This is a genomic window from Flavobacterium sp. RSP49, assembly GCF_003968735.1.
Lineage (GTDB): Bacteria > Bacteroidota > Bacteroidia > Flavobacteriales > Flavobacteriaceae > Flavobacterium.
Genome location: NZ_RYDN01000032.1, coordinates 13,986 through 30,771 on the forward strand (window position 1 = coordinate 13,986; position 16,786 = coordinate 30,771).

At 35.9% G+C, this 16,786-nt stretch carries 17 protein-coding genes and 2 pseudogenes; 1 reads left to right on the plus strand and 18 read right to left on the minus strand.

Annotated features, from left to right (window positions below; translation table 11 throughout):
* Positions 1 to 55 precede the first annotated feature (55 nt).
* The gene (locus EKM02_RS12560; RefSeq protein ID WP_126455676.1) at positions 56 to 616 is read right to left on the minus strand and encodes a helix-turn-helix domain-containing protein; all 561 of its coding nucleotides are present in this window, start codon (positions 614 to 616) and stop codon (positions 56 to 58) included.
* A 505-nt stretch (positions 617 to 1,121) separates the two neighbouring features.
* Here EKM02_RS12560 and EKM02_RS12565 point away from each other — a divergent pair.
* Positions 1,122 to 2,762 (plus strand): AMP-binding protein, encoded by a 1,641-nt coding sequence (locus EKM02_RS12565; RefSeq protein WP_126455678.1) that lies wholly within the window; start codon positions 1,122 to 1,124, stop codon positions 2,760 to 2,762.
* 147 nt (positions 2,763 to 2,909) lie between these two features.
* Here EKM02_RS12565 and EKM02_RS12570 read toward each other — a convergent pair whose 3' ends face one another.
* The 17 genes and pseudogenes from EKM02_RS12570 to EKM02_RS12655 all read right to left on the minus strand — a co-directional run bounded on the left by EKM02_RS12570 (position 2,910) and on the right by EKM02_RS12655 (position 16,687).
* Entirely contained in the window at positions 2,910 to 4,124 is a 1,215-nt protein-coding gene (locus tag EKM02_RS12570) for an efflux RND transporter periplasmic adaptor subunit (protein WP_126455680.1), read from the minus strand.
* Between the two features lie 2 nt (positions 4,125 to 4,126).
* Positions 4,127 to 5,374, minus strand: coding sequence for an efflux RND transporter periplasmic adaptor subunit (locus tag EKM02_RS12575; RefSeq protein WP_233592267.1), 1,248 nt, complete (start codon positions 5,372 to 5,374; stop codon positions 4,127 to 4,129).
* A gap of 2 nt (positions 5,375 to 5,376) precedes the next feature.
* Positions 5,377 to 6,573 (minus strand): TolC family protein, encoded by a 1,197-nt coding sequence (locus EKM02_RS12580; RefSeq protein WP_234423197.1) that lies wholly within the window; start codon positions 6,571 to 6,573, stop codon positions 5,377 to 5,379.
* A 43-nt stretch (positions 6,574 to 6,616) separates the two neighbouring features.
* Positions 6,617 to 9,844: pseudogene (locus tag EKM02_RS15095) on the minus strand (efflux RND transporter permease subunit).
* A 6-nt stretch (positions 9,845 to 9,850) separates the two neighbouring features.
* The gene (locus tag EKM02_RS15310; protein WP_158614754.1) at positions 9,851 to 10,045 is read right to left on the minus strand and encodes a heme-binding domain-containing protein; all 195 of its coding nucleotides are present in this window, start codon (positions 10,043 to 10,045) and stop codon (positions 9,851 to 9,853) included.
* The gene (locus EKM02_RS15100) at positions 10,000 to 10,290 is read right to left on the minus strand and encodes a DUF3347 domain-containing protein (RefSeq protein ID WP_234423198.1); all 291 of its coding nucleotides are present in this window, start codon (positions 10,288 to 10,290) and stop codon (positions 10,000 to 10,002) included. Before EKM02_RS15100 ends, EKM02_RS15310 begins: the two co-directional genes overlap by 46 nt.
* Before the next feature lie 25 nt (positions 10,291 to 10,315).
* Positions 10,316 to 10,369 (minus strand): annotated as a pseudogene (locus EKM02_RS15315) (hypothetical protein); the annotation flags it as partial.
* Positions 10,370 to 10,519: 150 nt separating this feature from the next.
* On the minus strand, positions 10,520 to 10,726 hold the full coding sequence (locus tag EKM02_RS15105; RefSeq protein ID WP_126455690.1) for a heavy metal-binding domain-containing protein: 207 nt from the start codon (positions 10,724 to 10,726) through the stop codon (positions 10,520 to 10,522).
* A 191-nt stretch (positions 10,727 to 10,917) separates the two neighbouring features.
* Entirely contained in the window at positions 10,918 to 11,097 is a 180-nt protein-coding gene (locus tag EKM02_RS15110) for a heavy metal-binding domain-containing protein (RefSeq protein ID WP_126455692.1), read from the minus strand.
* A gap of 306 nt (positions 11,098 to 11,403) precedes the next feature.
* A complete protein-coding gene (locus EKM02_RS12620; RefSeq protein WP_126455694.1) occupies positions 11,404 to 12,132 on the minus strand; it encodes a DUF3347 domain-containing protein in 729 nt (242 codons plus the stop codon).
* A 75-nt stretch (positions 12,133 to 12,207) separates the two neighbouring features.
* Positions 12,208 to 13,017 carry a hypothetical protein gene (locus tag EKM02_RS12625; RefSeq protein ID WP_126455696.1) on the minus strand — a complete coding sequence of 270 codons (810 nt, stop codon included), beginning with the start codon at positions 13,015 to 13,017 and terminating at the stop codon, positions 12,208 to 12,210.
* Position 13,018: 1 nt separating this feature from the next.
* Positions 13,019 to 13,546: a heavy-metal-associated domain-containing protein gene (locus EKM02_RS12630; protein ID WP_126455698.1), complete on the minus strand. Its 528-nt coding sequence runs from the start codon at positions 13,544 to 13,546 to the stop codon at positions 13,019 to 13,021.
* A gap of 6 nt (positions 13,547 to 13,552) precedes the next feature.
* The gene (locus tag EKM02_RS12635; RefSeq protein WP_126455700.1) at positions 13,553 to 14,023 is read right to left on the minus strand and encodes a TlpA family protein disulfide reductase; all 471 of its coding nucleotides are present in this window, start codon (positions 14,021 to 14,023) and stop codon (positions 13,553 to 13,555) included.
* Positions 14,024 to 14,042: 19 nt separating this feature from the next.
* Positions 14,043 to 14,918, minus strand: a complete 876-nt coding sequence (locus tag EKM02_RS12640) for a DUF3347 domain-containing protein (RefSeq protein ID WP_126455702.1) — start codon at positions 14,916 to 14,918, stop codon at positions 14,043 to 14,045.
* Positions 14,919 to 15,071: 153 nt separating this feature from the next.
* A complete protein-coding gene (locus EKM02_RS12645; protein WP_126455704.1) occupies positions 15,072 to 15,443 on the minus strand; it encodes a hypothetical protein in 372 nt (123 codons plus the stop codon).
* Between the two features lie 86 nt (positions 15,444 to 15,529).
* The gene (locus EKM02_RS12650) at positions 15,530 to 15,874 is read right to left on the minus strand and encodes a phage holin family protein (RefSeq protein WP_126455706.1); all 345 of its coding nucleotides are present in this window, start codon (positions 15,872 to 15,874) and stop codon (positions 15,530 to 15,532) included.
* A gap of 54 nt (positions 15,875 to 15,928) precedes the next feature.
* Positions 15,929 to 16,687 carry an alpha/beta fold hydrolase gene (locus EKM02_RS12655; RefSeq protein ID WP_126455708.1) on the minus strand — a complete coding sequence of 253 codons (759 nt, stop codon included), beginning with the start codon at positions 16,685 to 16,687 and terminating at the stop codon, positions 15,929 to 15,931.
* Positions 16,688 to 16,786: the final 99 nt, after the last annotated feature.

Here is a 16,786-nt window from a genome sequence, read left to right on the forward strand (position 1 = left end):
ATCCGAATGAAATGACTATCTGTTGTTACACAATTATGGTAGTGATTTGTAAGATTTATAAACTGTCAATTTGCTTTCTGGTATTCTCTTTCAGTTTTTTAAAGTATGTTGGTGTAAAACCGGTCACTTTTTTAAACTGATTACTTAAGTGGGCTACATTGCTATAGTTGAGTTTAATCGCTATTTCGCTTAAAGTAAATTCATTATAAACAAGTAACTCTTTTGCTTTTTCAATTTTTTGGGCAATAAAATAATGTTCAATTGTAATTCCTTCGATTTCTGAAAACAGCTTACTCAGAGTGCTATAATCTTGACTCAAATGTTCCGATAAATAAGTCGATAAATTAATTTTTATTTTTTCATTTCGATAATGAACTAAATCAATAATACCGTTTTTAATCTGCTCAATCGTCTTGCTTATTTCATCTTCTAGCATTTCAAAACCAAGGTTCTTAAGATTATTTGCAAGACTTTCTATTTCAGATTCCTTTAATTCTCGGGATAGTTCTACCTCGCCTAATTTTATAGAAATAACGGAGAGCTCCATTTTTTCCAACTCTGCTTTCACGGCCACTTCACAACGACCACAAACCATGTTTTTTATGTATAACTTCATTTATAAAGTTTTTTTTACAACGTTTTATCAAAGTTCGTCCTTTTAAGGATAAAAAAGTAACTTTTTATCGAATATCAATTATTTAAAGCGCTACCAAGCACGTATTTGAAACTTACATTTACAAAAATGATCTGACTTTCCCCAAACCTACTCCTCTGATTTGCATACGGATGAAGAGAACTTACGAAGTAAACCGCATCCTTAGAGACAAGCAAGCAGCAGCAGTTTAGCGTTGTTTCATTTTTTCCTAAGAATTACAAATTTACTTAATTATGTTAAGGGGGAAGCTTGTGGAACTTTAAGAACTTTTAACGAATAAAGACAGCAAAAGCAGCTCATCCCATACCAAAATAAATGATACGGTTTATCGGGAATACATTTGTTAAATGCTTTCTAATAAAAAGATTATATTTGCGCGAATATCTCCCCAATAGTGAATTGTGTAAGAAATTAACAACAGCATAAAAATCTATTCTTCTCCAAAAAAACAATTAAACACAATTCTATGCAAAACTTTAATTCACCTTTAGAAGCCTTTCAATATTGGGAAAATAAAATGCCAAACTCAGTTTTTTTAAAACAACCTCTTAACGGCAAGATTATTAACTATACTTTTGCCCAGGTAGGAGAAGAGTCCCGTAAGATTGCCAATGCTATAAAAAACTTTAATCTACCGGAAAGGAGTCATATTGCCTTAATCTCTAAAAACTGTGCGCATTGGCATATGGCAGATATAGCCATCATGATGTCAGGGCATGTTTCCATACCTATTTATCCGTCACTTAATGCCTCTTCTATTAATCAAATTTTAGTCCATAGTGAAAGTAAGGCTATTATTATAGGTAAGTTGGACGATTTGGAATCTCAACAATCGGGATTTCCAGACATACACAAAATTTGCGTAGGTGTTTATGGTGCTAATAATGGCACTCTTTGGGAAGACATAATTTCAAATGGGCAAGAAATAACCAACGTTTATATCCAAAAACCAGACGATTTGTATACCATCATTTATACGTCAGGCACAACAGGAGATCCAAAAGGAGTAATGCATACGGTTAATAATTTTATGGAAAGTGTTAAAGCTATTCACGCGCGGTTTCCTTTAGAGGATAATTCCAAACTATTTTCTTTCTTACCAATTGCTCATATAGCAGAACGTGTATTGGAAAATATAAGTATTGCGATTGGGGCAACAGTAGCTTTTCCAGAATCCTTGCAAAGTATCGCGTCAGATTTAGAAAAAGTACAACCTAATTTTTTTTTTGCGGTACCCAGAATATGGACCAAGTTTCAAGAAAAAATATTAGAGAAGATTCCACAAAAAAAATTAAGTACGCTGTTGAAAATTCCTGTTGTAAAGGGATTTATCAAGAAAAAACTACAACAGAAATTAGGCTTGCGCGACGCGAAATATATTATATCAGGAGCGGCACCAATAGCTCCAAGTTTAGTAAATTGGTTTGAAACTATTGGAATTACAATTTTAGAGGGATACGGCATGTCTGAAGACACTATTATTTCACATTTTAATATAGCAACAGACAATAGAGTTGGCACTGTAGGAAAAGCTGTTGCCGGCGTAAGCGTTAAAATATCTTCAGAAGGTGAAATTTGTATCAAAAACAAGTGCTTAATGAAAGGCTATTACAAATCCCCTGAAATCACAGCTTCCGTTTTTGATGAGGATGGTTTTTTCAAAACGGGAGATATCGGACAGTATGACCACGATGGTTTTTTGACCATTACAGGCCGGGTGAAAGACCAGTTTAAAACAGACAAAGGCAAATATATTTCTCCTGCACCATTGGAACTAAAACTATCCATAAATAAGGATATTGACCAAATCTGTCTTGTGGGAACTGGAATTCCCCAACCGATAGCGCTGATTACCTTGTCAGAATTAGGAAAAACCAAATCCAGAACATCATTATGTGTTGGATTAGTTGCAACGATGAATCAAATAAACCCGCATATTGAAAAGCATGAAAAGATCGAGAAAGTAATCATTATGAAAGAGGATTGGAGTATAGATAACGGATTAACGACGCCAACTATGAAGGTAAAACGTAACGAAATCGAGAAAATCCATCAGGAATTTTACAAATCATGGTTTGAAAACGAGGACAAAGTAATTTTTGAGTAAATGAAGTCAAAATAAAATATCATCACACGAGATAAGCCCAAATTTCTAATTCGGCCCCTTAAACAATTAACACTAGCATTACAATAGACATAGATTACTTTTTCAGCTCGCTTCAAAAGCGTAAAAATCCGTGAGGTCCTTACTTCATCACATGTTCATTCCTGCCATGGGGTCACTGCCTTTGCGGAATTTATATTCGCTATTAATAGCGTAAGCTCCGCTAATGACCACTTTTTTATTTGGATCTAACGCTGATTTGATTTCAATCATTCCATTCGATTCCGCTCCGGTTTCAACCATTACATTTTCAAAAATTCCATGGCTTTTTTCGACCCAAATATAGGTGGCGTTTTGTTCCCTGATAACTGAATCTGTAGGAATAAAGATACCTTTTAGATTGGACTGCGTTAATCTGGCTACTGCCTGCATTCCTGGTTTTAAACGCAAATTCGGATTAGGCACTTCCATTCTGACTAAAAGTAATCTGGAGTCTGGATTTATCTCCGGATTAATAAACGAAATCTTAGCGTTTATGTCATTTTTAGGATAATCCGCAAAAGACAGTATGGCAGACTGTCCTATTTTTAAACTTTTAGCATAGTTTACGTTTACTTGTGTTTCAAGCCAGAGAGTACTTAAATTAGCCACTTTAATTATGGCAGCGCCCTCCATAACATAACTTCCCTCAGTTGCCGTAATTTCCGAAACATAACCACTATAGGTACTGTAAAAAATAGTGTAAGGCGAAATTTGGGAACTGATTTTAATACTTTCAATTTGGCCGTTGGACAAGCCAAAGAACAATAGCTTTTGCTTGGCCGCATTCAACATACTTTTTGCGTTTTTACCAAAATCGCCGGGCATGGACAGTTGTTTGTATGCCGCAAAATAATCTTGTTTGGCTATGGCTATATCTTCACTGTAGAGTTGGTAAACGGCCTGGTTTTTTTGAATATAATCTCCCCCCGTTTTAAAGTATAATTTCTCGATTCGTCCCATAGCCCTTGCAGAAATAGTATTCATTGCCTGCTGGTCCATCACCAAAACTCCTGTATAGTTTTCAATCAGACTCGTTTGCGTTTCAGAAATCATCTGTACACTGATATTTCCCAATTTCATCTGTTGGTCACTGAGCATAATCTCATTAGAAGCAGAATTGTCTTTTTTCATTGGCGTTAAGTCCATCTGACAAATAGGGCACTTCCCTGGCTTGTCCTCCTTAACCTGAGGATCCATTGAACAGGTATAGTAAATATTTTCTTCTGCCTGATGCTCACTATGCTCTTCCTCATTTTTGCCGTTGCAGGCGAAGACCAAAACGAAGACCATAAATAGAAACGCTATTATTTTTATCTTTTTCATAATTATTCCGTTTTTATAAAACTTCCGCTATCAATTAGATACTGCGCGTTCCTGGCGAGGGTATCGCGGCTAGAGACTCCTTCGATAACCTGAACAAAATCATTGATTTCGATACCTGTTTTTATTATTGCAGTTTTAAACCCATTCTCTTTTTTGACAAAAACTATCTTTTTAGTCCCAATGCTAACCAAAGCCTGTTTTCTGAGCCAAATTCCTTTTATTGGATTTGTTTCTATAATTCCCTGCAGTCGCAAACCAACAGGGAATTTCAGATTTTTATTATTTAAATAAACTCTGATTCGGTTGGTTTTTTCGCTTTGATTGAGTTGCGTCTCAATAAAGTTCACTTTTGCGTTGAAATAATCCTTTTCATCTAACTCCGACGAAATTCTAATCGGCTGATTGACTTTTACCAGACTATTGTAACCCTGCATTACATTAAAAACACCCCAAACTTTATCCGTATTCATTAACTTAAAAACCACCTCGTTTTTCTTAATATAATCTCCTTCCTTAAAAGCCAAAGAAGTTGTTGTTGTCCACGCACTTTGCATATTCCCTGTTGTGCTTTTGCCCATGCTTTCCGTTCCCTCTACAATTCCAGTACTTGGACTATAAATAGAAATTACCGGATTTACCCTTTTGGCTGCAGCCAATGAATTAATATGATGTCCGCTCATTCCGTAAAGCAACAATTTTTGCTTTGACGCTTTTATGATTGAAGCGTTCTCTGGATCATTGGTTATCAAATAAATATAATTTTGCTGTTCAGTAAGTAATTCTGGGCTGTACAAATCAAACAATTTTTGACCTTTATTCACTTTTTGAAACTTGTAATTCACATACATTTTTTCTATCCTGCCACTGATTCTTGCAGCTATGTTTACCGACGAATTAGGGTCGTAAGCAACAAGTCCCGGCACATGCAGCTCACTGCTTATTGTCGTATCTATAGGCGTGGTGGTTTGAAAATTCCCCACGACAAATTGATCCGTAGGTCGCAATAAGTGTTCTATCGAATGGTTTTCCTCGGGCTGCTTTTCGCTCACTTTTTTCACCAAAGTCATTCCGCAAATAGGGCAATTCCCAGGTTCGTTTCTTATGATTTGAGGATGCATAGAGCAAGTATAAACCTCCTCTTTATGAAAATGGGTAGTTTGATTATTCGATTTTTCTACAAAATAATAAATTGTGAATCCAACAGTCAGAACCGCGATAGCCAACAAACTATATTTTAAATATTTGTTCATAATCATTTCGTTTCAAGTTGTTTTTCGATTTCCACCTGAGTATTCAAAATCGCCTGAAGTTTATCTAATTTGTCGATCTGCGCCATATTTAACGCTTCCCATGAATCCAGCACGACAAACAAATCGCCCGTATTATTTTGCCAGGCCAAAATTGCCGTGTCATAATTTCTTCGCAAGGCAGGAATGATGCTTTTTTCGGCAATATCATATTGCTTTTTTAGATTTTTTAATTCCGTTTGCATCCCTGAAATCATGCCCGTTGCCTCATTCAGGATCATTTGTTTTTGCCATTCTAGACTTTCGTTTTTTATCTTGATGCTATTAATCGTCGCTTTATTCATTTTTGTAGACCAAGGCATCGGAATGCTGACCATAGCCATTAATGTAAATTGCTGCGGACGGTCGCCAAAGGCAAACATATGATCGTATTTCACGCCAAACTCAGGTAATAATTTCGATTTTTCTGTTTCAATTTTCAACTGATTCAATTCCTTTGTTCTTTCGATCGCCTGTACATCGCTTCGATTTTCAGAAAGAGAGGTGCTGTCTGATTCGATGAGATCAAATTCATTTAATGTATAGGTAGCATCGATTTCAAAGCCCGTGTTTTTATCCCTTGCCATTAAGGTGTTCAGTACGATTCTTTTTTGGGCAATGTTATTTTCCAACATGACCAACATGCTTTGCAATCCACTGTATTGCGATTTAGCCTTGTAGTACGTTGGTAGTTTGTCCATGTTGTATTGATAGCGTATTTCCATACTCTTTATCATGTATTCCAAAAGCAATAAATTATCATTGGCGATTTTTATTTTTTTATCCAAGACCAACCATTGGTAATAATTGGCTTTGGCCAAAGCATTCAACTGATTGACGGTGAAATTTTTATTTTCAGCTTCTACCGAAGACATCGCGTTCATGTAATCAGAATCGGCCCTGAGTTGGGAAGCATTGGGAATCATTTGTGTAAAGCCAAGCATATAAGCACCCATTCCCGGATTCATTTCGTCCCCTTTCCACATTTTTACATCGTAAGGCGTCATAAACAAACCAGTGTTAATTTGAGGTGCCATCCAACTTTTTGCTCCCTTTGCAGCAGCATCCATACTTTGAATGTCCGTATCATACATTTTTAACTGTGGATTATTGGTTTTGATAGTGCTCAAAACGGCATCCAACGAAAGTGTTTGTGCTACCATTCCGACAGCATTTATAAGCAAACAACTTATAATGATATACTTTTTAATGTTTTGCATCGATGATCTCTATTTTACCTTTTGTTCTTAATTCACGTAGTTTTGTCATTTCAAAAACAACTGGCGTCACTAATAATACATATATGGTTGAGGTAATTGTGCCTCCAATAAGTGGAACCGTAATCGGGATCATTACATCAGCCCCCGTACCAGTTGACCATAAAATGGGGATTAATCCAAACAAAGCGACTGATACCGTCATTAATTTGGGACGCAATCTTTTTGCAGATCCGAAAATAATATACTCTCGTAAAATATCTTCTGTTAGTGTCTCTCGACTGTTTCCATGTTTCTCTACCATTTTGACCATGGCTTCATTTAAATAAATGGTAATCAACATTGCAGTTTCAATGGCTAAGCCAAACAAAGCAATGAAACCAACTGCGACAGCCACTGATAAATTGATATCATAAAAGTAAACCATAAAAATTCCTCCAATCAAGGCAAAAGGTACCGTAATCATGGTGATGAATGCTTCCTTCATGGAACGATAGGTAAAGTATAAAATCAGAAATATGATGATAATGACTAGGGGCAAAATCAGGCTTAATGTTTTGTTAGCCCGAATTTGATTTTCCCATTGTCCGCTCCATTCCATATAATACCCTTTTGGCATTTTAATGATCATAGCATTCAGCTTGTCTTGGGCTTCCTTTACGGTACTCCCTAAGTCGCGACCCCGAACATTAAACAAAACACTCCCACGCAACATGGCATTTTCACTATTAATCATTGGAGGCCCATCGCTTATTTTTATTTCCGCAACAGTCTCTAGAGGAATCGGTCCGTATTCCATTGTCTGAACCTGAAGTTTTTTTAGTGACTCCAGACTATTTCTATATTCTTGTGCATATCTGGCGCTAACAGAAAACCGCTCTCTGCCTTCGATAGTTGTTGTTAATGTCATCCCGCCAATAGCTGCTTCAACAACACTATTAATATCATCCACGCTAAGACCATACCTGCCTATCACTTCTCGCTTGGCGACTATGTCAATATACTTCCCCCCGGTAATAGGTTCTGCAAATAAATCTTTCACTCCCTCGGTTCCCTCCAATGCTTTTTTAATTTTTTGGGATAAAACATCAATAGTGTCTAAACTGGCACCATATATTTTTATTCCCACATCCGTTCTGATACCCGTAGAAAGCATATTAATTCTATTAATGATGGGCTGTGTGAAACCATTTGTAACTCCAGGAATTTGTAACTTATTGTTTATTTCCGTTACAATATCACTTTTCGTTTTTCCGTCTCTCCATTCATTATGAGGTTTCAACAAAACAATGGTCTCAATCATGCTTATTGGGCTGTTGTCCGTTGCCGAATTGGCCCTACCCGCTTTTCCCAAAACATGGGTAACTTCCGGAATCGATTTTATCAATTTGTCCTGAACCTGCAATATTCGTTTTACCTCAGAATTAGAAACATCAGGTAAGGTTACCGGCATAAATAAAATACTACCTTCATCTAAAGGTGGCATAAATTCGGATCCAAGCCTGGTAAACATCAATCCACCAATTAACAAAGCAACGATATTTACTACCAGCACCGATTTTCTCCATTTCAGACAAAAAGTCAAAATGGGTGTATAAATACTTTCAAGTTTCCTATTGATTGGGTTCTTATTTTCAGGACGAAGTTTTCCTTTTAGCAAAAAGCTAATCAGAACTGGAGTCAATGTAATCGCTAAAAAGGCATCGACAATTAATATAAACGACTTTGTCCAGGCCAGCGGACTGAATAATTTCCCTTCCATCCCCGTCAATAGAAAAACGGGTAAAAAAGAAGCGATCACAATTAATGTGGAATAAAACACGCCTGGTCCAACTAATTTTGAGGAATCCTCGATCAGCTTCATTCTTTCTTCAGGAGGCAGCGGATCGTGCTGTTTTTTGAATATTTTTTTAAATAATTTTTTCATCGCTGTTGATTAATGATTGTTGTCTAATTCTTCCTGTCTCTCAGAGATGCTCCGATAGGCATTTTCTACCATTACGATTCCATCATCGACAACAACACCTATTGCCAGCGCAATACCGGTTAAGGACATAATATTGGATGAAATTCCAAAAGCCTCTAGTAAAATAAACCCTATTGCAACGGATATGGGTAACTGGATTAGAATTATTAGTGCGCTTCGCCAATGAAAAAGGAACAGCAAAACAATAACGGACACTACAATCATCTCCTCTATCAAAGTTCCCTTAACAGATTCGATTGCTTTTTCTATCAATTCACTTCTATCATAGGAAGTCTTGAACGAAACGCCTTCTGGCAATCCTTTTTCAACTTCTTTCATTTTAACCTTAACGGCGTTTATAACCTTATCGGCGTTTTCTCCATAGCGCATCACCACGATTCCTCCCACAACTTCGCCTTCGCCATTGGCATCAAAAATCCCAACACGTGAATCTCCACCCATTTGAACAGAACCAATATCACTCACCTTCACAGGAACCGAATTGTAATTTTTGATGGCAATGTCTTCAACATCTTTTATGTTTTTAATATAGCCCAATCCCCTAACGATATAGGACATATTGCTCATTTCAAATTTTCTTCCGCCCACATCATTATTACTAGTTTTGACCGCTTTCATCACCTCCATCATGCTGACATTATAGTACTGCATTTTTAAAGGGTCCAAAACTAGTTGATATTGTTTTTCGAAGCCTCCAAAGGATGCCACTTCGGCTACACCGGGAACAGTCTGCAGAGCAAACTTCACATACCAATCTTGCAACGCACGTTGCTCTCCCAAATCCATTCCATTGACTTCCAAATGGTACCAAAAAACATGACCTACCCCAGTGCCATCCGGACCCAGCGTGGGAACAACAGTAGCAGGCAATAAGCGTTGTGCATAATTCAGTCGTTCCAACACACGGGTTCTTGCCCAATATGGATCTACATTTTCTTCAAAAATGATATAGACAAAACTCATCCCAAACATGGAGGAGGCTCGAATATTCTTGATTTTGGGTATTCCCTGTAAATTGGAAACCAATGGATATGTCACTTGGTCTTCGATCACCTGAGGACTTCTTCCCATCCATTCCGTAAAAACAATGACTTGATTTTCGGACAAGTCAGGAATAGCATCAATAGGATTTTGTTGCACGCTGTAAATTCCCCAGCCGAATAAACAGGCTGAAACAATCAACACGACCATTCGGTTTCTTAGTGAAAATGATATTAATTTTTCTACCATAATAGCTTAATGTTTTGATGAAAGACTGTCTTTCATTTTATCTATCCAGTGGATTATTTCTTCTTTTTGAATCCCGGTAAGGATTGCATTTCTATGAATTACCGTATACGAAGTCAAAGGCATTTCATTAGACGTTATTTGTTTGATAATTCGATCTAATTTATTCCCTTGCTTTCTGGAAGAATATTTACTGATCCACAAGTAAGCATTTGAGCACCATAATATAGATTTCTGATTTCTTTATTTTCACTTATCCAATAACCACTTTTCCCCTCATCATACATTGAACAATGATCCTGATACAATTTTTGAGTAGTTCCAAAGGTTTTTATCAAATCATTTATGTCTTTGCTCAACATGGCAAAATGTTCCCTTTGATGTTCTAATTTACCAGAGTTACCCCAATGTGTTCCACCTGCCTTTGGCATCATCGGCAATATCAACATATTTCATTTTCAATTTCGCATTTAGTCATTTTGAATCTATAGCATTTAGAGTCACATATAAAGCTTTCCCAGCGTTTGCCGCTCCTTTGAGATCATCCTTTACAAGTGCATTCTTAAGTTATAGATAATTATTTACTATTTCGGTGATAGAAAAAGAAGATTGAGGAGTCGCTACAACCGTTGTTTCTATATTAGTTTCAACGAACGTAGTTGGGATATTTTTCGCATTTTAGTTAACCGGCTCGGTTAATTCCATTCCGCATTTAGAACATTTATCTCCCTTTTTTCCTGTAATTTCAGGATGCATCGAACATGAATATAATTGCGAAACACTTTCTGTTTTCTCAGGATTTGTTGCGCCAGAATCTTCCTTTTTTTGGTTACACGAAACCATTACTAGTGTCATTACTATGGTCGAAAGAACTACATTTTTCATTTTTCTTGTTTTTTATTTAATTATAATTGCATTACTGAGTAAGTCAAAAGTTTAAACGTCATAAAGTTAAAAGGAGCAATATTGTAAATAGTAGTTTAAAATCAATCTGTTGCATCATTTTGTCTAATTTTAAAACACGACATTATACAGTGGTTGCTACTTACCGTCCATTTTGCAAACGTACTTTGAAACTACCTCTGTTTTTTTTCTTTACCTGATGTGTCGTGTTTTAGTGTTTTTACTAATTTCATTCCACATTTACTGCACTCTCCTTCTTTACTGCTTATCTCATTTACATGCATTGAACAAGCATACATTCCTTTATGGGTTTCCTTTTGGGAAGATTTCCTCGCTTCTTGAGCTGATGCCATGGAATTCACAGCTAAGAATACACTTAGTACGATAATTAATGTTTTCTTTTTTTCTATTATTAAAATATTAAACTAAAGATACATTGCTACTAAACAAAGGTACATACCCTACTATTTTAACTTGTTGCAGAATTTTGGAAATGATTTATAAGTTTTACAACCTATCAATTTGCAATCTGTTATTTTCTACTAATTCGACTTCTCCTAACTTCACCGAAATAGGAAAAATTCCAAGTTTTTCGAGCTCGGATTTCACAACCATTATACAGCGACCACCTACCATCTTTTTGATATAGAATTTCATCGTTATTGAACTGCTCCTATTCTCCTGCCACAATTTAGCATCTCCGCACCAAAATAGGGATTGATGACGTCTTGGGTTTCACTGATCCAATACCCGTTTTTTCCTGCTCCATACATGGGACAGTAATCCTGATATACTGTTTGTTTGGTTCCAAAGGCTTTTATCAAATCAAAAACATCTTTGCTCAATAACGAAAAATACGTTCTTTGATGCTCCATTTTACCGGCATTATCCCCAATATGTTTGACATTTACTTTGGCATCCGCAACAAAAGCATTGTATTTATTTTTTAATTTGGTGTCTAATGAAGTTGCGCTGGAACTATTCAATATAGCATGCAAATCTTTTGCCGCGATGGCTGCTCCTTTTGAATCGTCTTTGGTTAATGCATTTTTAATTTTGAGATAATTAGATACAATAGCATCGGTTGGAAAAGTCGTTTTGTCAGCACTCTCCGTTTTGAGCACAGCACCGGATTTTACCTTGGTTTCAACAAGAGTTAGCTCTTTTTCAGTAGGGATTGTTTGCACCACTTTCTCGGTTAGTTCCATCCCGCATTCTGAACATTCTCCACCGGATGCACCAGTAACTTCTGGATGCATAGGACAGGCGTATAATTCCGCAGCTTTTTCTGTTTTTCCAGAACTTGTAGCTGTAGCTTCTTTGTTTTTCTGGCCACAAGAGACCGTGATAAAGACCGTTATTAAGGACAAAAGCATTATTTTTTTCATTGTATTTTTTTATAATTACAAATTTACTTTTATTTAAAACAACTATTCATTGTTATAAATCTGAGCTTTATCTATTTATTTTATGATATTAAAAAAATTATATTCTAAGTTTAAATAAATTCCATTGGGTGCTGTACGCATCATAGAACTCATAATTTCCCTCCGGTAAGCCAAATCCAAACGGGCTTGACTATTGAAAATAAATTGTATTGCCGGAACCACATCAAGATACGATTTTCCATTTTCATTGATAGTTTGCCCAACAAATTCAACCATCAGGTTAATATTTGTTTGTTTAAAACTGGTGTATTTTTTGGGATACATCAGTTTGCCAAAAGACAAGGTATAATTCGTGGCGTTATTGCCTAATTCACTTGGAAAAGGATAATTTGGTTTATTATCAAATGCCTTTTCAAAACTTACCGACGAACTAATTGCTACTTTTTTTATCAGTTTCGTAGCCACTAATCCAGTCTCAAAACCCGTATTGTGCCCCATAATTTCAATTTGATCCTGATGAATATCCGCGTTATTAAAACTATACCTTCCGAAAGCAGCCAAACGAAAATGACTGTTTAAATCATCCGTCGAGAAAAACCGGTATTTGGCATAGAAACCGCCTCCCTCTGTAACCAATTGACTGTTTCTATTACTGACAAATGCGGTAGCCCTAACCATCAAATTTTTATTCAAACCATAGGTCACTTCCGGCATCAAATGATAGTTGTACCCTTCATTAAATTGCTTCTCAAAAAGGGATTGTGACACTCTGACACTCAATGAATTTGCAGGGATATTACTGGCAGGATCCGTAACAACAAATAATTCCTGGGCTTGCATTTGAGCCGATATCAGGAATAGGACAGCAAAGCGTAAATAACTCATATTAAATTGTTTTAAGGTGAAAATTATTTTCATTTTCGACCAGATAACTAGGGTATTTCGATAATGTTTTAAGTGTTTTTTTATACTCTTTTTGAGTAACAAAACCTTTATCAACTACTTTTAACTTTGTTTCCCCGTTCATTGTCTTTGCTTTCACATCAACGAATATAAAGGTGTGTTGACCATTTTTCAATGCTAGGTTGTCTTCTATTTTTAAATTATCGAAAGCCATTGTCAACACCATGGAACCCACAAAAAAGCCAGCTTTTTCGACACTCGTTTTTAAAGTTTTTGGACTTATTGTATTATTTTTCTTCAAATAAACAGTAAACGTATTCGTATTTAGATCTGTACTGACGCTGTCTACTTCAGTCATGGCCTTTAGCTGTTTGTTAATTGCATTAGAACACATGGAACACGTTAAACCCGTTGCAATTATGTCTGCTTTTGAAATTTGAGAATAGGACTTCATGCTTGCCATCAAAACCAAACAAACAATACCAATTAATTTTATACTTATATTTTTCATCGTATTTTATTTTTTTATTTGCACTAAAATTTGTTCTTCTGTTGGATTTACAGCAACCAGTTTCCCTGCTGCATCAAAAAGATAGGCACTAGGCAACTGCTCTACGCCAAAGACTAAAGCCGATGGCGCATCAAACCCTTTGGGATCAATCAACTGCTCATATTCTAATTTGTCTTTTTGAATGGCACTTATCCATTTCGCTTGATCCGTATCCAGGGATATCCCTATAATTTCGAAATTTTCTGTTTTATACTGATTGTAAAAAGGGGCCAGCTTTTTATTGGCCATTCTACACGGTGCGCACCAAGAAGCCCAAAAGTCAATTAAGACGGTTTTCCCTTTTGCAGAAGCCAAACTTACAGTGGCCTCTTTATTATTTTTAAGTTCAAAATCAGGTAAATTATCTCCAATTTTTATCTGGGCATTAGCCGTTGAAAAACTGATTATTACACTTACTACCAGAATTATTTTTTTCATTTTATTTTCCTTTAAATAATTATTGAATCGTCTCGACCGTTTTTCCACAAGTCATCATTTGCGAACCGTAATACGGATTCTTAACGGCACTTTCTTTGCTCAACCAGTTGGCTCCTTTACCGCCATTTGCCATAGGACAAAACTGAAGATAAACCGGAGTCTCGTATTTAGCCACTTTTATCAATTCATACATCGATTTTGATAAATCCATGAAATGATCTCTCTGATGAGAAATATCTTTTGTATCACCAATATGCTCAGAATGTTCTTTTAAGTCATTCAAAACTTTCATCCAAACAATATGTTCTTCCGATTTTAGTGTTTCCATCTTCACGGAATTGATTGCCGTTAATAAATCCTTCGCTTTCAAGGAAGTACTGTTTCCGTCTGTTTTCACTAAAGCATCTTTTAAAAGAAAATAGCTATCCAAAACAGCTTTTAATGTAGTATCTACTTGTTGTTTTGTAACTGCATTATCTGAGTGATTGGCGTGACCTGCATGATTTTCTGTAGTAACGGTTTCCATTTTCGTTGCTGGAGAAACGGCTACTTTTGCTTCTCTTTCATATTGGCAACAGCCATGTAGTTTGTCATAAACAGCATCTGGAGCAAGAAACTTATCACTGTCATACCCTGCTAAAGCAATGCGTTTCAGGATTTCGTCTTGACTTGTTTTAGTCGAGTCATACGTGAGTGTTGCAATTTTGGTGTCTTTATTCCACTCGACTTTCGCTACTTTTTTCAGGTTACCTGTAGTTTCTATGGTGCTTTTACACATCTCACAGTTGCCATATATTTTTACCGTTTCTGTTGTAGCATTTTTAATTTGCGCATGGCTGATTGTGATTGAAAGCAACAGAGTAGTTGCCATCAATATTTTTTTTATTGAATTCATTTTTGATATTATTTTGAAGTGAATTAGTCGCAAAACATTGAAAACAAGAGCTTATTTTGCTCTGTTTTTTGAATTGTAATTGACTACGTTTATTGGTTTTTAAAGCATATACTGCTTTGAACAAGACAGTTTTTTGGCTGTCAAAAAAGAAATTTAGCTTATTTTAGGTGGAAGCCAAATAGAACGGAAATGGGATGAGATAAAGATTTCCGAGTAATAATAATTTTGTTTTTCAGTAGAAAAACTAAAAATTTGCTTGTTTAATTCCGTGTTAAATATGGATGTTAAACCCAAATGAATTGCTGTACTGCCACAAGAAATACTCTTACAAGCACCGTTACAACCATCATGCGAGCCTTTATTTGATTTTTTTTCTTTCTTACAACAGTCTTTTTGCTCCGTTTTTGAAGAGAATTCTTTTTTGCAACACGATTTCTCTGCTTTTATTCCACACGCAATAGCTACGCTTGGAGTCATAAAGAACCCAAGCGTAACTAGTAACAATATGTAAAATTTTTTAGACATAGCATCGTTTAAATAAAGTACAAAGATATTGATTGATTCTTAATTTCAAATGCATTACGTCATAAATACGTGTTAAAAACAGCCTATTATTTTCCCTCGCCTAGAATTCCATTCATTATAGACTGCGATACGGATAATATAATACTAAAAAACAACGCAGTCCAAAACGTATCTACGCGAAAACCACCCACAATTTTCGTACACAACAAAATCATCAGTGCATTGATAACCAATAAAAACAAACCTAAAGTTAGTATCGTTACCGGCAAAGTTAGTAGCACTAATATTGGCTTGATAAATATATTGAGTAATCCAAGAACAATTGCCACAATCAAAGCCGTGGCGAATCCATCTACACGCACGCCTGGCATAAAGTTAGCAATAAGCAATACTAAACCTGAGGTAATAAGAATTTTGATGAGTAAATTCATAAGTTTATCTTTTTAAATTTTAATAAATGTAGTAAAAATTAGAAACCATCGCCTTTAATTTAAGAAAGAAGTGACTTTTTGATAGAACTCAGCTGGATTTTCGGCATGAAGCCAATGCCCTACATTAGGGATCGTTTCAATATTTGAATCTGGGAAATGCTGTTTTATAATTTCAAAATCACTGTCTAAAATATAATTTGATTTTCCGCCGCGAATGAACAAGGTTGGTTTCTCGAAAACGGAATTCTTTGGCAACGGAATTCCTATTTCATCCATTTTTGCATTGAAAACTGCCAAATTAAATCGGAAAGCAAGTTGCCCAGGCTCTTGCCAAAACAAATTCTTCATCAAGAATTGTCTGGTTCCAAAATCAGAAACAAACTTCTCCATGATTTCTTCGACATCACTTCGACTTGGTTTTTTTGAAAAATCAACCGCATTCAATCCCGCCAAAATATCCTGATGATGCTGCGGGTAAAATTTTGGTCCTATGTCCGCAACAATTAACTTATTAACTAATGCAGGATACAACGTTGCCAAAAGCATGGCTATTTTCCCGCCCATCGAGTGTCCTAAAATATTGATATTTTCTAATCCATGAGCTTGACAGTACTCGTAAACATCCTGCGCCATGATTTCGTAGGTAAAATTCTCTGAGTGCAGGCTTCTCCCGTGATTGCGTAAGTCCAGCAGATGTACCTGAAAATGAGCTGCAAATTGTGTTCCTAATGTTTTCCAGTTATCGGACATCCCTAGAAATCCGTGAAGAATTAAAAGTGGTTGTCCTGATCCTTCTATTTTTGAAAAAAGCATATAATTTTAGATTTTAACGTTATGTGTCTTGTCCTGAATAACCGATACAGATTATTAGATAAAAATATTTAATTAAACACTTGCAAAAACGTTTTTGCA

Bases quoted from the DNA above. Each gene is read 5' to 3' on its own strand.
- EKM02_RS12570 (WP_126455680.1), bottom strand. From the start codon at position 4,124: ATGAAAAAGATAAAAATAATAGCGTTTCTATTTATGGTCTTCGTTTTG.
- EKM02_RS12625 (WP_126455696.1), bottom strand. From the start codon at position 13,017: ATGAGTTATTTACGCTTTGCTGTCCTATTCCTGATATCGGCTCAAATG.
- EKM02_RS15105 (WP_126455690.1), bottom strand. From the start codon at position 10,726: ATGAAAAATGTAGTTCTTTCGACCATAGTAATGACACTAGTAATGGTT.
- EKM02_RS12635 (WP_126455700.1), bottom strand. From the start codon at position 14,023: ATGAAAAAAATAATTCTGGTAGTAAGTGTAATAATCAGTTTTTCAACG.
- EKM02_RS12620 (WP_126455694.1), bottom strand. From the start codon at position 12,132: ATGAAAAAAATAATGCTTTTGTCCTTAATAACGGTCTTTATCACGGTC.
- EKM02_RS12575 (WP_233592267.1), bottom strand. From the start codon at position 5,374: ATGAACAAATATTTAAAATATAGTTTGTTGGCTATCGCGGTTCTGACT.
- EKM02_RS12650 (WP_126455706.1), bottom strand. From the start codon at position 15,874: ATGAATTTACTCATCAAAATTCTTATTACCTCAGGTTTAGTATTGCTT.
- EKM02_RS12580 (WP_234423197.1), bottom strand. From the start codon at position 6,573: ATGGTAGCACAAACACTTTCGTTGGATGCCGTTTTGAGCACTATCAAA.
- EKM02_RS12565 (WP_126455678.1), top strand. From the start codon at position 1,122: ATGCAAAACTTTAATTCACCTTTAGAAGCCTTTCAATATTGGGAAAAT.
- EKM02_RS15110 (WP_126455692.1), bottom strand. From the start codon at position 11,097: ATGGCATCAGCTCAAGAAGCGAGGAAATCTTCCCAAAAGGAAACCCAT.
- EKM02_RS12645 (WP_126455704.1), bottom strand. From the start codon at position 15,443: ATGTCTAAAAAATTTTACATATTGTTACTAGTTACGCTTGGGTTCTTT.
- EKM02_RS12640 (WP_126455702.1), bottom strand. From the start codon at position 14,918: ATGAATTCAATAAAAAAAATATTGATGGCAACTACTCTGTTGCTTTCA.
- EKM02_RS12630 (WP_126455698.1), bottom strand. From the start codon at position 13,546: ATGAAAAATATAAGTATAAAATTAATTGGTATTGTTTGTTTGGTTTTG.
- EKM02_RS12560 (WP_126455676.1), bottom strand. From the start codon at position 616: ATGAAGTTATACATAAAAAACATGGTTTGTGGTCGTTGTGAAGTGGCC.
- EKM02_RS15100 (WP_234423198.1), bottom strand. From the start codon at position 10,290: ATGTTGATATTGCCGATGATGCCAAAGGCAGGTGGAACACATTGGGGT.
- EKM02_RS12655 (WP_126455708.1), bottom strand. From the start codon at position 16,687: ATGCTTTTTTCAAAAATAGAAGGATCAGGACAACCACTTTTAATTCTT.